13 protein-coding genes are annotated in these 13,048 nt (G+C 72.5%); 9 read left to right on the forward strand and 4 right to left on the reverse strand.

The features are described from left to right. The first annotated feature begins 139 nt into the window (after positions 1 to 139). The 3 genes from ASF28_RS05130 to ASF28_RS05140 all read left to right on the forward strand — a co-directional run bounded on the left by ASF28_RS05130 (position 140) and on the right by ASF28_RS05140 (position 2,591). Positions 140 to 985: an alpha/beta hydrolase gene (locus ASF28_RS05130; RefSeq protein WP_056088494.1), complete on the forward strand. Its 846-nt coding sequence runs from the start codon at positions 140 to 142 to the stop codon at positions 983 to 985. A gap of 10 nt (positions 986 to 995) precedes the next feature. Continuing rightward, positions 996 to 1,370 carry a hypothetical protein gene (locus ASF28_RS05135; RefSeq protein ID WP_056088497.1) on the forward strand — a complete coding sequence of 125 codons (375 nt, stop codon included), beginning with the start codon at positions 996 to 998 and terminating at the stop codon, positions 1,368 to 1,370. Between the two features lie 138 nt (positions 1,371 to 1,508). Beyond that, positions 1,509 to 2,591 carry an acyltransferase family protein gene (locus ASF28_RS05140; protein WP_056088500.1) on the forward strand — a complete coding sequence of 361 codons (1,083 nt, stop codon included), beginning with the start codon at positions 1,509 to 1,511 and terminating at the stop codon, positions 2,589 to 2,591. Between the two features lie 9 nt (positions 2,592 to 2,600). Here ASF28_RS05140 and ASF28_RS05145 read toward each other — a convergent pair whose 3' ends face one another. Next, on the reverse strand, positions 2,601 to 3,467 hold the full coding sequence (locus ASF28_RS05145) for a glutamine amidotransferase-related protein (RefSeq protein ID WP_056088504.1): 867 nt from the start codon (positions 3,465 to 3,467) through the stop codon (positions 2,601 to 2,603). A 207-nt stretch (positions 3,468 to 3,674) separates the two neighbouring features. Between ASF28_RS05145 and ASF28_RS05150 the strand changes: the two genes are divergently transcribed. The 4 genes from ASF28_RS05150 to ASF28_RS05165 all read left to right on the forward strand — a co-directional run bounded on the left by ASF28_RS05150 (position 3,675) and on the right by ASF28_RS05165 (position 8,696). Continuing rightward, positions 3,675 to 5,870, forward strand: a complete 2,196-nt coding sequence (locus ASF28_RS05150) for a transglycosylase domain-containing protein (protein ID WP_056088507.1) — start codon at positions 3,675 to 3,677, stop codon at positions 5,868 to 5,870. Between the two features lie 117 nt (positions 5,871 to 5,987). After that, positions 5,988 to 7,547: a TadE/TadG family type IV pilus assembly protein gene (locus ASF28_RS05155; protein WP_056088508.1), complete on the forward strand. Its 1,560-nt coding sequence runs from the start codon at positions 5,988 to 5,990 to the stop codon at positions 7,545 to 7,547. Positions 7,548 to 7,560: 13 nt separating this feature from the next. Then, the gene (locus ASF28_RS05160; protein ID WP_056088512.1) at positions 7,561 to 8,127 is read left to right on the forward strand and encodes a TadE/TadG family type IV pilus assembly protein; all 567 of its coding nucleotides are present in this window, start codon (positions 7,561 to 7,563) and stop codon (positions 8,125 to 8,127) included. Between the two features lie 8 nt (positions 8,128 to 8,135). Then, positions 8,136 to 8,696 (forward strand): TadE/TadG family type IV pilus assembly protein, encoded by a 561-nt coding sequence (locus tag ASF28_RS05165; protein ID WP_244474898.1) that lies wholly within the window; start codon positions 8,136 to 8,138, stop codon positions 8,694 to 8,696. Positions 8,697 to 8,745: 49 nt separating this feature from the next. Here the strand turns inward: ASF28_RS05165 and ASF28_RS05170 are convergent, their stop codons facing one another. After that, a complete protein-coding gene (locus ASF28_RS05170) occupies positions 8,746 to 9,987 on the reverse strand; it encodes an OprO/OprP family phosphate-selective porin (RefSeq protein WP_082476008.1) in 1,242 nt (413 codons plus the stop codon). A 117-nt stretch (positions 9,988 to 10,104) separates the two neighbouring features. After that, positions 10,105 to 10,944, reverse strand: a complete 840-nt coding sequence (locus tag ASF28_RS05175) for an aldo/keto reductase (protein ID WP_056088514.1) — start codon at positions 10,942 to 10,944, stop codon at positions 10,105 to 10,107. Positions 10,945 to 11,175: 231 nt separating this feature from the next. On the opposite strand from ASF28_RS05175, the gene ASF28_RS05180 reads away from it, so the two are divergent. Next, the gene (locus ASF28_RS05180; protein ID WP_056088517.1) at positions 11,176 to 12,249 is read left to right on the forward strand and encodes an adenylate/guanylate cyclase domain-containing protein; all 1,074 of its coding nucleotides are present in this window, start codon (positions 11,176 to 11,178) and stop codon (positions 12,247 to 12,249) included. Beyond that, positions 12,246 to 12,713, forward strand: a complete 468-nt coding sequence (locus tag ASF28_RS05185) for a YaiI/YqxD family protein (RefSeq protein ID WP_056088520.1) — start codon at positions 12,246 to 12,248, stop codon at positions 12,711 to 12,713. Before ASF28_RS05180 ends, ASF28_RS05185 begins: the two co-directional genes overlap by 4 nt. Positions 12,714 to 12,772: 59 nt before the next feature. Here the strand turns inward: ASF28_RS05185 and ASF28_RS05190 are convergent, their stop codons facing one another. Further along, complete coding sequence (locus tag ASF28_RS05190; protein ID WP_056088522.1) at positions 12,773 to 13,048, reverse strand: BrnA antitoxin family protein; 276 nt, start codon at positions 13,046 to 13,048, stop codon at positions 12,773 to 12,775.

Raw genomic sequence — 13,048 nt, forward strand, 5'->3', positions numbered from 1 at the left:
GCGACGCAACATCGCTGGTGACACGCAGAAGTCCAGCCCCTAGCTCTCCGGCGGAGCCCGACGCGCCGGAACCCCGCCGAGACCGCCCCCTCCGAGACCGCCCCCGCCGAGACCCGAAGCCCGCCGCCACAAGGTCCGCATGCGCCTGCTGCTGTTCGCCGTCCTCGGTCTCCCCGCCGCCCTCCTGGGCGCCCTCGTGGCGTTCCAGCGCCACCTGATCTACCCCGGCGCCTACTTTTCGCGGCACGCCGAGGGGGAGGCGCGGCCCGCCCCCGGCGGAACGGCGGCGGTGACGCTGACGACGCCGGACGGGGAGCGCCTCCTCGGCTACTGGCGCCCGCCCGCGCCCGGCGGCGGCGTGGTGCTGAGCTTCCACGGCAACGCCTCGGCCCCCGAATCCGCGGCCGTGCGCTTCACCGGGGGGCCCTGGGGACCGGCGGGCTGGGGCGTCCTCGCCATCGCGTATCGCGGCTATCCGGGCTCGACGGGACACCCGAGCGAGGACGGCCTCATCCGGGACGGCCTCGCTGCCCACGACGCCGCCGCGGCCTGGGCGCCGGGGGCGCCGATCCTGCTCCACGGCCATTCCCTCGGGGCGGCCGTGGCGGTGGCGGTGGCGGCGCGCCGGCCCCATCTCGGCCTCTACCTCGAAGCGCCGTTCGATTCCCTGCGTCGCCTCGTCGGCCTGCGCTACCCCCTCGTGCCCCGGCTGTTCCTGCGGGACACCTACCGCTCGGACCGGCGCATCGCCGGGACGACCGGCCCGGTCTTCGTGGTGCACGGCCTGCAGGACGGGGTGATCCCCGTGACGCTGGCGCGGCGCCTCGCCGCCCTCGCCGGCCCCCGCGCCCGCCTGGAGGCCATCGCCGGCGACCACGTGTCGATCCTCGGCGCGCGCGACGGGGCGGCGCAGACGGCGTTCCGGGACGCCCTCGTCCAGCGGGCGGCCGTCGACCGGCCGGCGGCCGCCCTCGCGGCGCCTTGAGGGGACAGGGATGGGACGACGGGAACGGCGCTGGCGCGCGGACGATCCGGACATCCACGGGCCGGCCGCCCACGCGCCGGTGATCTGCCCCCTGTGCGAGCGCCCGATCCCGCCCCGCGCCAAGTCGAGCCTGCACCACCTCACCCCGAAGCTGAAGGGCGGCGCGAAGGCCGGCACCGTGCGCCTGCACCAGATCTGCCATTCGGCCATCCACGCCCGCTACAGCGAGGCCGAGATCGCCCGGCGCCTCGCCGACACCGACGCCCTGCGCCAGGACCCCGACCTCGCGAGCTTCCTCGCCTGGGTGCGGACGAAGCCCGACGATTTCCACGCGGCCACCCGCATGACCCGCACCCGCAGGGCCGGCCGGCGCGAGCCGTCCTGATCGGTCTTGCGGCGATCCGCTTAACCCGGCCTTCGCCACGATCCGACGCGGCTCGGCGCCTCCCCCGGCCCGGTATCCGCCCCTTTACGACTCCGCCGCCACACTCGCGCCCGGACCAGTGGCGGGAGCACGGGGATCATGGAGCAAGGGGCAGGCGCGGGGCGGCTCGCCTGGGTCGATGTCGCCAAGGGCCTGTGCATCGTCCTCGTGGTGATGATGCATTCCACCCTCGGCACCGGCGAGGCCATGGGCGCGGCGGGGTTCGGGGGCGAGGGCTTCCTCCACCACGTGGTGGCGTTCGCCAAGCCGTTCCGCATCCCCGACTTCTTCCTGCTGTCGGGCCTGTTCCTCGGCCGGGTGATCGACCGGGACTGGCGCCTGTTCGCCGACCGCCGGGTGGTCCACTTCGCCTACTTCTACCTCCTGTGGGTGGTGATCCAGTCGCTCACCAAGTACGGCGCCATCACGGACGGAGCCGGACCGGGCGCCTTCGCGCAGCACCTCGCCCTGGCGCTGGTCGAGCCGTATTCGAGCCTGTGGTTCATCTACCTGCTGGCGGTGTTCTCCGTGGTGACGAAGCTCCTGCGGCGGGTGCCGTGGCCCCTGCTCCTGGGCGGCGCCGCCCTGCTGCAGGTCGTGCCGGTGCGGACGGACATCTACCTCCTGGAGGAGTTCTGCTCGCGCTACGTCTGGTTCGTCGTCGGCTACCTGTTCGCCGAGCGGATCTTTGGGTTCGCCACCCTGGTGCGGGCCCATCCGCGCCGGGCGCTCGCCGGCCTCGCCCTGTGGGCCGTGGTCGAGGGCGTGCTGGCCTTCACGCCGTCCGGCACCGCCGCCTACCCGACGCTCGCCAGCCTGCCGGGCCTCAGCCTCGTTCTCGGCGGCGTCGGGGCCATGGCCATCGTCGCCGGCGCGTCCCTGCTGACCCGGGCCGGCGGCCCGGTGACGGCGGCGCTCCGCGCCTGCGGCAGCCGCTCCATCGCGATCTATCTCGGCTTCTTCCTGCCCATGGCGCTCGCCCGGACCGTTATCGTCAAGACCGGGGCGATCACCGATGTCGGCTGGGCCAGCCTCGTCGTCACCCTCGTCGCCATCCTGGTGCCCCTCGGCCTCGAGCGGATGGTCCGGCACACCCGGCTGTCGTTCCTGTTCCGCCGCCCGGCCGCGTTCCACATCGCCGACGCCCGCGCCCCGGCCCGGCCGGTGCTGACCCCGGCCTGACGCGCCGTCTCAGGCCGCGGCCCGGCGGGGGACCGCGAGAAAATCGAGGAAATTCCCGATCTCGCGGCGGCGGTTCGCGTCCTCGGTGATCTGGGCGTCGAGGCGGTGGCGGGCGAGGAGGTCCGGATGGCCGGCGCGGTCGGCGTGGAGGCGGGCAAGGTCGTCGGCGAAGGCCGCCACCGCCGCCGCGTCGGGGCACTGGCCCGCCGCGATCATCTCCGACGCGCTCATCCGCAGCATGATGCCGAGGGCATCGAGGTCGGTTTCGGGATGGTACTGGGTGCCCCAGAACACGCCCGGCCCGTGCACGATCTCGATGGCCTGGATCGAGCAGGCGTTGCTGGCGAGCAGGGTGGCGTGGGCGGGCAGCCGCAGCACCGCGTCGCCGTGGATGGCCGGGGCGTCGAAGCGGTCGGGCCGGCCGGCGAGGAGCGGGTGGCCGCGCCCGATCCGGGTCGGCGCGAGAGCGCGGGCGAAGCCGTACTCGCCCCCCTTCGGATTGGGGCCGGCTGCGCCGCCCGTGGCGACGGCGGCGACCTGCATGCCCCAGCACGACCCGAACACCGACAGGCCGGCGGCGAGCGCCGCGCGCATGAGGGCGATCTGCCGGGTCGTCTCGGGCGTGCCGTCGGCGAGCTTCAGGGTCGAGCCCGTGACGACGAGGCCCGCATAGGCGGAGAGGTCCGTGCCCGCGGGCAGGACGGCGTCGGCATCGGCCGGGCTGATCAGGGTACAGGTGCAGGCCGCCCCGCCCCGCGTCCGGGCGACCTCTCCGAGAATCGCGGCGTAGGATTCGGCCGAAGTCGAGCCCGTGGCGTCGGCATGACGGGCACGGCCGTCGCGGTCGTTGCCGTCGGCGACGAGGAGGTGGAGCATCACGGGTCCTGGCGAGAAGGACACGGGGAACGGCGCCGCGGTCCGGCCGTTCCGGCCGGCGGGCCGGGCGCGTCGCCGCACGCGCCATGGGAGCGGGACAGGGGCCCGCCATTCCGGCAGCGCTAAGGAACCCTTAAACCCGCCGTATTTACCGTGCGGAACCGGGCTGTCCCACGGGCGGGATGGTTCGGGACTGAAGCGGGGCGCATGGCGAGGGGACGCGGACGCGACGGGCGGGGTGAGCCGAACTTCGACGTGCCCGAGGGGCGCGCGTCGGACCCGGCCGACCTCGACCTGCGCCTGTCGCGGACCGATCGCGCAGGGGGCGGCGTGGCACGACGGGCAACCGAGACCAAGGGCCGGCGCGGGGACGCACCGGAACGGCCCCTCGCACCGGCCAAGGCGCGGCCGCGAAAGGCCCGGCGGCGCTCGCTGCTGGGGCGCTTCGTCTATGCGGGCGTGGTGCTTGGCCTGTGGGCCTGCATCGGCATCGCCGGGCTCGTGGCCTACCACGCCTCGCAGCTGCCCCCCATCGACCAGCTGGCGGTGCCGAAACGCCCGCCCAACATCGCGATCCTGGCGAGCGACGGCTCCCTTCTCGCCAACCGCGGCGAGACCGGCGGCCGCGTCGTCGGCATCAAGGAATTGCCGCCCTACCTGCCGCGCGCCTTCGTCGCCATCGAGGACCGGCGCTTCTATTCGCATTTCGGCGTCGATCCGGTCGGCATCGCCCGCGCCATCGGCCAGAACCTGACCCGGCGCGGCGTCGCCCAGGGCGGCTCGACCCTGACGCAGCAGCTCGCCAAGAACCTGTTCCTGACGCCCGAGCGCTCCGCCTCGCGAAAGATCCAGGAGGCGATCCTGGCCCTGTGGCTGGAGCACAAGTACACCAAGGACGAGATCCTCGAACTCTACCTGAACCGGGTCTATTTCGGCGCCGGCGCCTACGGCGTCGAGGCGGCGGCCCAGCGCTACTTCGGCAAGCCGGCCAAGGCCGTGACGCTCGCCGAAGCCGCCATGCTCGGCGGCCTCGTCCAGGCGCCGTCGCGCCTCGCGCCGAACCGCAACCTGCCCGCGGCCCAGGCCCGCGCCGCCCAGGTGCTCGCCGCCATGGAGGATCTCGGGTTCGCGAAACCCGCGGACGTGAAGGTGGCCCTGGCGCAGCCCGCCCGGCCGGCGGGCGCCCGCGGCGGCGGCTCGGCCAACTACGTCGCCGACCTCGTCATGGACGTCCTCGACGACTTCCTGCCGAAGTTCGAAGCCGACATCGTGATTGCCACCACCGTCGACACCGCCCTGCAGGCGGCCGGCGAGAAGGCCCTGGTCGACGAACTCAACCAGAAGGGCGCGAAGTACAATGTCGGTCAGGGCGCCCTGGTGTCGATGCGGCCGGATGGGGCGATCCGGGCCCTCGTCGGCGGGCGCGACTACGCCCAGAGCCAGTTCAACCGCGCCACCACGGCCAAACGCCAGCCCGGCTCGGCCTTCAAGCCGTTCGTCTACCTCGCGGCGGTGGAGCACGGCCTGACCCCCGACACCGTGCGGGAGGATGCGCCGGTCAGCATCAAGGGCTGGAACCCGGAGAACTATTCGCGGGACTATCGCGGGCCCGTGACCCTGCGGGATGCGCTGGCCCTCTCCCTCAACACCGTGGCGGTCCGCCTCGGCCAGGAGGTCGGCCCCAAGACCGTGGTGCAGACGGCCCAGCGCCTCGGCATCTCGTCGCCGCTCCAGGCCAACGGCTCGATCGCGCTCGGCACCTCCGAGGTGACGCCCCTGGAGCTGGTCGGCGCCTACGCCACCTTCGCCAACGGCGGCACCGGGGTGATCCCCTACGTCATCGCCAGCGTGAAGGCGGCCGACGGCAAGGTTCTGTACAAGCGGAAAGAGGGCGGCCTCGGCCGGGTCATCGAGCCGGGCGCCCTGTCGATGATGAACGCCATGATGCACGAGACCTTCGTGACCGGCACGGCGAAGAAGGCCGAGGTGCCGGGCTGGGACCTCGCCGGCAAGACCGGCACCAGCCAGGATTTTCGCGATGCCTGGTTCATCGGCTTCTCGTCCACCCTGGTGACGGGCGTCTGGCTCGGCAACGACGACGGCGAATCGACCAAGAAGGTCTCGGGCGGCAACCTGCCGGGCGAGGTCTGGAAGGCCTACATGACCACCGCCCTGAGGGGTCAGAGCCCGACGATGCTGCCGGGCGCCAAGACCTGGCGCAACCGCGCGCCGGCCGAGGCCCCGGCCACCACGGGCGCCACCGGCGGCGGCCTCATCGGCGCCCTGCTCGGCGAGCCCCAGCCGCAACCGGCCCCGCGCGTCGCCACCGCCAACCCGCGCCGCGCCGGCCCGAGTCAGGACGACCGGAATTTCCTCGAGAAGCTGTTCGGCGTCGGCGAGTAGCCGGACCGGATCGCGCGGGTACAACGCTGCGGCAGCGGACGAACCGTGGGCGCGGCGCGTCCGTGCGCCCGCGGCCCGGTAATGATTTTTTAAGGGGGCGGGGGCGAACTTCGCCCTATGGAAGAGTTATTCGCCCTCTCCAAGGCCCTCGCGAAGGACGGCACGGCGCGCTTCCGGGACGCCCGGGAGGGTGGGGTCGTCCTCGTCTTCGCCCTCGCGCTGCTCCCGATGCTGGTGCTCGGCGGCATCGTCATCGATTACGGCACCAACGCCAACGTCGGCCAGCAGGCGCAGAACGCCGTCGACGCCACGGTGCTGTCCCTGGCCAAGCTGCCGACGGCGACCACGGATGCCGTCCTGTCCGACAAGGCGACGAAGCAGGTCACGGCCGCCATGGCGAAGAGCCAGGCGGCGGCGCTGGCCGTCGCCACGGTGCGCTCCGGCGACACCATCCGGGTCACGGTGACGGGGACGACGCCGACTTCGCTGACCCGGCTCGCCGGCTTCACCAGCCTACCGCTGTCCGTCTCCGGGGTCTCCCGGCGCGGGTCCGGCAACCTCGAGATCGCCCTCGTCCTCGACAACACCGGCTCCATGCGCGGGGCCAAGCTGGCGAACCTCAAGACCGCGGCCACGGACCTCGTCAACAGCCTGTTCACGGAGGTCGACCCGGCCAAGCCGAACGCCCTCAGGATGGCGGTCGTCCCGTTCTCGATGACCGTCAACGTCGGCCCCGGCAACGCGGCGGCGAGCTGGATCGACAAGGACGGGCTCGCCTCCTACCACTCCCAGATCTTCGCATCGAAGGCGAACCGCCTCGCCTTGTTCGGCAAGGCCGGCGTTGCCTGGGGCGGATGCGTCGAGGGGCGTCCGATGCCCTACGACGTCGCCGAGACGGCGGCCACGCAGGCCACGCCCGACTCGCTGTTCGTGCCGTACTTCGCGCCGGACGAGTCGGATTACGACGGCAGCGCCGTCAACAATTACCTCAACGACTACCCGTTCCTCGGCGGCCTCTTCGTCTCCGACAACCGGGTGCGGCAGGGCCAGGTCGCCAAGTACGGCACCGCCTGGCGCGTGTCGAAGACGGACCGCTACAACGGTCCCACCGGTTACCTCTACGGACCCAATGCCGGCTGCGAGCTCCAGCCGATCACGCCCCTGACGACCTCGAAGGCGACGCTGACCAGCGCCGTCAATGCGATGACGGTGAGCGGCGACACCAACATTCCCCTCGGCCTCGTCTGGGGCTGGCACGCCCTGTCGCCGATCGGCCCCCTGGTGAAGGGCGCCGCGTACACGGACGCCACCGTGCGCAAGTTCGTAGTCCTGATGACCGACGGTCAGAACCAGATCTCGAACCCCTATTCTGACAACGCCTCGTTCTATTCGGGCACGAGCTACATCTGGGCCAATCGCATCGGCACGGTGTCGTCGAACCCGGACACGCGGACGGCCGCCCTCGACGGGCGCCTCGCGACGCTGTGCGGCAACATGAAGAGCGCCGGCATCCAGATCTTCACCGTGCGGGTCGAGGTCACCGACGGGAGCAGCGACCTGCTCCGGTCCTGCGCGACCAGCCCGTCGATGTTCTTCGACATCTCGGATTCGTCCGATCTCACCACGGCCTTCCGGGCCATCGGTGCGCAGATCAGCGAACTCCGGATCTCCCGGTAAGGCGGCGCCCACGATGCCGGCAGGCCCCGTCGCCACCCTCCGTCGCCACCACGCCGCCTTCGTCCGCGCCCGGAACGGCACGACGGCCGTCGAATTCGCCCTGGTGCTCCTGCCGTTCCTGATGCTGCTGGGCGCGGTCTTCGAGGCCAGCCTCCTGACCCTGGCGCAGCAGACCCTCAGCAACGGCCTCGACCGGGCCGGGCGCGCGGTCTTCACCGGCGCCTTCCAGGAGGGCTACGACGGCACCGACGCCGCCACGCGGTTCCGAACCGCTCTGTGCAACGGACCGACCCTGTTCAACTGCGCCGACGTGAAGGTCGAGGTCACCACGGCCAAGACCTTCGCGACGATCGCGGTCTCCGATCCCTACGACGCGGGCGCCAGGGCCCTGTCGGCGAGCTTCGGCGCGCGCTTCCAGTGCCCGGCGGGCAACGACGTGGTCAGCATCCGCGCCGCCGTGGTGGTGCCCCGGTTCTTCACCATCCTCGATCTCTCGCCCCGCAAGATCGGGGCGAGCCAGCAACTCATCGTCGCGACGTCGGTGTTCCGCGCCGAACCCTACGCCACGGGGCGATGCTGATGCGGCCGATGCGGCTTTTCGCGGCCGGCGAGGACGGCATCGCGGCCCTCGAATTCGCCCTCCTGGCGCCGGTCCTGCTCCTGATCCTGATGGGGACCATCGAGCTCCCGCGGGCCTACGGCACCAGCCAGGGCCTGCTCCGCTCGGTCCGCACCATGGCGGACCTGATCTCGCGCGGCAGCGTCTCCACCGTGGACGACGTCTACGCGGCCGGGGCGGCGGTGACCTTCCCGTACAACACGACGGGCGCCGGCATCGTGCTGACGGCGGTCGGGGTCTATCAGCAGGGCAACACCCTGGTGGCCAAGGTCTGCTCCAGCGTGGCGCGCAACGCCACCGCGCGGACCGTCGGGAGCGTCATCGGCGCACCGCCCGAATCCGAGCAGGTGACGGGCGCGCGCTACGTCATGGCCGAGACGAGCTTCACCTACACGCCGATCTTCAACATTTTTCCCGCGCTCAACGGCCTCACCTTCGCGCGGCAGGTGGCGTGGCCCCTGCGCGGGACCGGGAGCGCGGGCGCGGCGGAGACGATCCTGCCCGGCGGCAGATCCTGTCCCGCGGCTTGAGACCGGACCGCGATGTCGGGTCGGCCCCATGGTCCAGGCCGCCGCCCGCTCACCAGTACAGCTGGAACCGCCCGATGAAGGTGTCCGCGTCAACGGTGCGGCCGCCGGCCAGGGCGGAGGGGCTCGCATGCGAGCGGACGTAGTCGGCGACGAACCGGATGTTGCGGTCGGGATACCAGTTCAGCCCCACCGTCACGTCGCGCTCGATGCCGCCGCGCAAGGACCCGTCGTCGAGGTCGAGGGCGCTGAAGCGGGTGGCGAGTTCGAACACGCCGAGGCCGCCGCGGGTCACCCGGGCGGCCTCCGGCACGACGATGCCGGCGAACACCGCGTAGGTGGCGCCGTAATCGGGCGCGAGCTTGTAGGCGCGGCCCTGGCCGTTGAGGACGAGGCTCGCCTGGATGTAGCCGCCCTGGAAGCTCAGGGGACCGGCGCCGGAGCGCTCGACACGGGTGCGGATGTACTCGGCCTGCACGAGGAACGGCCCGGTCCGGTAGGCCGCCTCCAGGCCGAGGCGGGCGATGGTCGTGGCGTCGCGGATGTCGCCGGTGTCGACGAAGGTCTGCCGGAACAGGAATGCCTCGGAGCGGCTCGACAGGGACAGGGGGGCCGCGTCGCGCGGCAGGTCGCGCAGGCTTCCCGCGAGGCCGAGATGCAGGACAGCTTCGTCCGTGCGGATCGGCGCGGTGGTGACCCGCGCCGTGGCGGCGACCCCCTCGCGGGTGAGGCCGGTGTTGGCGTTGCCGCCGAACACGCTCGCCGCCACGGTCCAGTCCGTTCCGTGGTGCCCGAGGGCGAGGCCGAAGTTGCGGGCCGGTGCGAAGGCGTCGGCGAGGGACCGCTCGGTGAACAGGGTGGCGTTGTCGCTGATGAGCTGATCGAGGCTGAACGGCTCCTTCATGTTGCCGAGGGTGATCAGCGTGTTCGCGAACCCCGTATAGGCGACGGCGGCGTCGTTGATCGGCCGCCGGGGTTCCGCGAAATCGTACTGGAACGCCACCTCCAGCACCTTGCCGTAGCTGAGATAGCTCTCGATCCACGAGCGCCGAACGGCGATGTTCTCGGGGAACGGCTCGGGCAGGCCGGCCTGGCGCAGGGACGCGGCGCCGTAATCGAGCTGGAGCTTGCCGCCGATGCGCAGCGTCGGTCCGTCCTCCGGGAAGGTCAGGGTGATGCCCTTCCCGTCGATGGTCAGGGTCTCGCCGCCCGGCTGGCGGGACGGCTCCGTCGCCCCGGCCCGGGCGAGGCCGACGAGCAGGAACGAGATCGACAGGCCGATCCGGGTGATCATCGCCGCGGAATTCCTTCGGATGCGCGGGGAGCGCTGTAGCGCGCGTCCGCGCGGGGCGCGGCGTCCGCCGCGCCACAGCCGCCCGAAAAACGCCGTCCCGCGCCGGCCACGGGCGCGCTACAGCATCGGCAGGTGGCGCGGGCGCGGGCCGCGCGGGAACGCGGCGTCGAGGGCCGCGATCTCGGCGGCCGCGAGGACGAGGTCGCCGGCGGCCGCGTTGGCGGCGGCGCGCTCCGGCGACCCGGTCTTCGGGATGGCGAAGACGCCGTCGTGCCGGGTCAGGAAGGCGAGGGCCACGGCGTAGGGGGTCGTCGCGTGCGCCCCGGCGATGCCCGCAAGCACACGGCCGCCGCGGCTCTCGGCTTTCGGAAAATCGCCGCTGCCGAAGGGCGAGTACGCCACCAGGGCGACGCCGTTGCGCCGGCACCACGGCTCGACGGCGTGCTCGATGGCGCGCTCGCCGAGGTGATACAGCACCTGATTGCACGCGATGGCGCCGGGTCCGGCGATGCCGAGCGCCGCGTCGAGGCCGTCCACGTCGAAGTTGCTCAGGCCCCAGGACAGAATCTTGCCCGACGCCTTCAGGGCCTCGAACCCCGCGAGGGTCTCCTCCAGGGGATGGGAGCCCGGCCAGTGCAGGAGGTAGCTGTCGAGGCGGTCCGTGCCGAGGCGCTTCAGGGAGCGCTCGCAAGCCGCGATGGTGCCGGCGCGCGAGGCGTTCGACGGCAGCACCTTGGAGACGAGGAACACGCCCTCGCGCCGTCCCGCGATGGCCTCGGCCACGAGGGGCTCGGCCGCGCCGTACATCTCGGCGGTGTCGAGATGGGTCATGCCGGCGTCGAGGCCGGCCCGCAGGGCGGAGAGCGCCCGGGTCCGATCGTCGTCGTCGAGGCGCCAGGTCCCCTGCCCCAGCACCGGTACGTCCCGTCCCGTGGCCCCGAATGCGCGTTGCCTCATCGTCCCGACCCTTCCGTCGTTTGCCCCCTTCCCAACGCGTCCGGACGGCATTCGACGCGGCGCGGGCGCCGCGGCCATACTGGCGCCATCATGCGACGGTGTGCAGGGAGCCTACGGTTCCGCTTCCACAGCGCCGCCCGCGCGGCGCCGGCACCATCGCGAGGGATGTCCCGTGGGCAGCGCCGCTCCGTTCCCGTCCCGCGCCCGTTCCCACAACCGGGACCACGCCTGATGCTGCCGCAGCACCGCTGGTTCTGGGTCCTCATCCTCGTCGCCTGCGGCGGGGCCGGCCTGCTCTACAACGTCCTGTTCGCCGGGGGCGCGACGCCGCTGGCCGGCCTCGCCTACGGCCTGTCCGTGGGCCTCACCACCCTGGCCTTCGACCGGGGGCTGATCCTCGGCGGCCTCCAGGCGCGGATGCGGCGGATGCCGGCGAAGTTCTACGTGCCCGCGGCCGAACTCACCTACGTCCTCATGATCGCCGCCGGCATCGCGCTCGGCGGCCTCGTGGTCTGGGCGCTTGGCCTCACCGACGACACCCTGTCCAACGCCGTGAAGATCACCCCGCGGGTGCTGGCCTATTCGCTGGCCGTCTCGGCGCTCCTCGTCTTCGTGATCCGCATGCGCGACCTCATCGGCGGCGAGGTGTTCGTGAACTTCCTCGTCGGGCGCTATCACCGCCCGGTGCGGGAGGAACGCATCTTCCTGTTCCTCGACGTCGTCGGCTCGACGGCCTTCGCCGAGACCCACGGCGACCTCAAGGCCCAGGCCTATCTCGGCGCGGTCTTCGCCGCCATGGCCGAGCCCGTGCGCCGGAACCGCGGCTCCACGGACGATTACATCGGCGACATGGCGATGATCACCTGGCCCATGGCCCGCGGCCTCAAGGACGCGCGCTGCGTCGCCTGCGTGTTCGACGTCATGGACCGGATCGAATCCGAGGCCGACGCGTGGCGGGCGCGGTTCGGCACGGTGCCGCGCCTGCGGGCCGCGCTCCATGGCGGCTCGGTGGTGACGGCGGAAGTCGGGGTCGACCGCCACAAGATCGCGTATTTCGGCGATGCCGTGAACGTCACGTCGCGCATCGAATCCCTGTGCCGGCCCCTGGGCACCGAGATCCTCGTCTCGGACGACCTCCTGGCGCGCTTGGCCCACCTGCCGGCCGGCATCACCGCCCGCTCCCTCGGGGCCCATGCCCTGCGCGGGCGCGGCCAGCCGCTCAGCGTCTCGACCCTGGAGCGCGCCGCGACGGTGCCCCGTGCGGCGCCCGACGCCCTGCCCCGCCGGACGGTGGCGGCGCGATGAGCGCACCGATCGTCGTCTACGTCGATGCCGATGCCTGCCCGGTCAAGGACGAGACCTACCGGGTGGCGGCGCGCCACGGCCTCACCGTGGTCGTGGTCGCCAACAGCTTCCTGCAGGTCCCGCGCGAGCCCTGGATCGAGCGGGTGGTGGTGAGCGACAAGTTCGACGCCGCCGACGACTGGATCGCCGAGCGGGCGCGGCCGGGCACCATCGTGATCACAGCCGACGTGCCGCTGGCGGCACGCTGCGTGAAGGCCGGCGCCGAGGTGATCGCGCCGACGGGAAAGCCGTTCAGCGAGAACTCCGTCGGCATGGCGCTCGCCACCCGCAACCTGATGCAGGATCTCCGCGAGGCCGGCGCCATCACGGGCGGCCCGAAGCCGTTCTCGGCCCGCGACCGCTCGGCCTATCTCGGCGCCCTCGACCGCATCGTGATGCGGCTGAAGCGCGGCGGGTTCGGCTGAAGCCTCGGCCCGAACGGTGGCCGCCGGCTTATCGGAAGAAGCCCATGCGAGAATCCGGCTCAGAGGCCGACGGCGGCCTTCAGGGCGGCGTTAACGCGGTCCTGCCAGCCGGGGCCGTCCTTCTGGAAATGCTCCAGCACGGCGCGGTCGAGGCGCAGGGTCACCATCTCGCGGGCGCCCGGAATGGCGGACGCGGAGGCGGCGTGCGGCGCCGGAGCGATGGGGCGCGCCGGGGCGGCCTGCGCCGCCTCGGGGGCCTTGGTGGTGGCGGCCTTGAAAGCGGCCTCGGCCGCCTGACGGGGGTCGCTCGGGCGGCGGGAGCGCTCGAATGCCAT

It is taken from the genome of Methylobacterium sp. Leaf99, from assembly GCF_001422375.1.
In the GTDB taxonomy this organism is placed as follows: domain Bacteria; phylum Pseudomonadota; class Alphaproteobacteria; order Rhizobiales; family Beijerinckiaceae; genus Methylobacterium.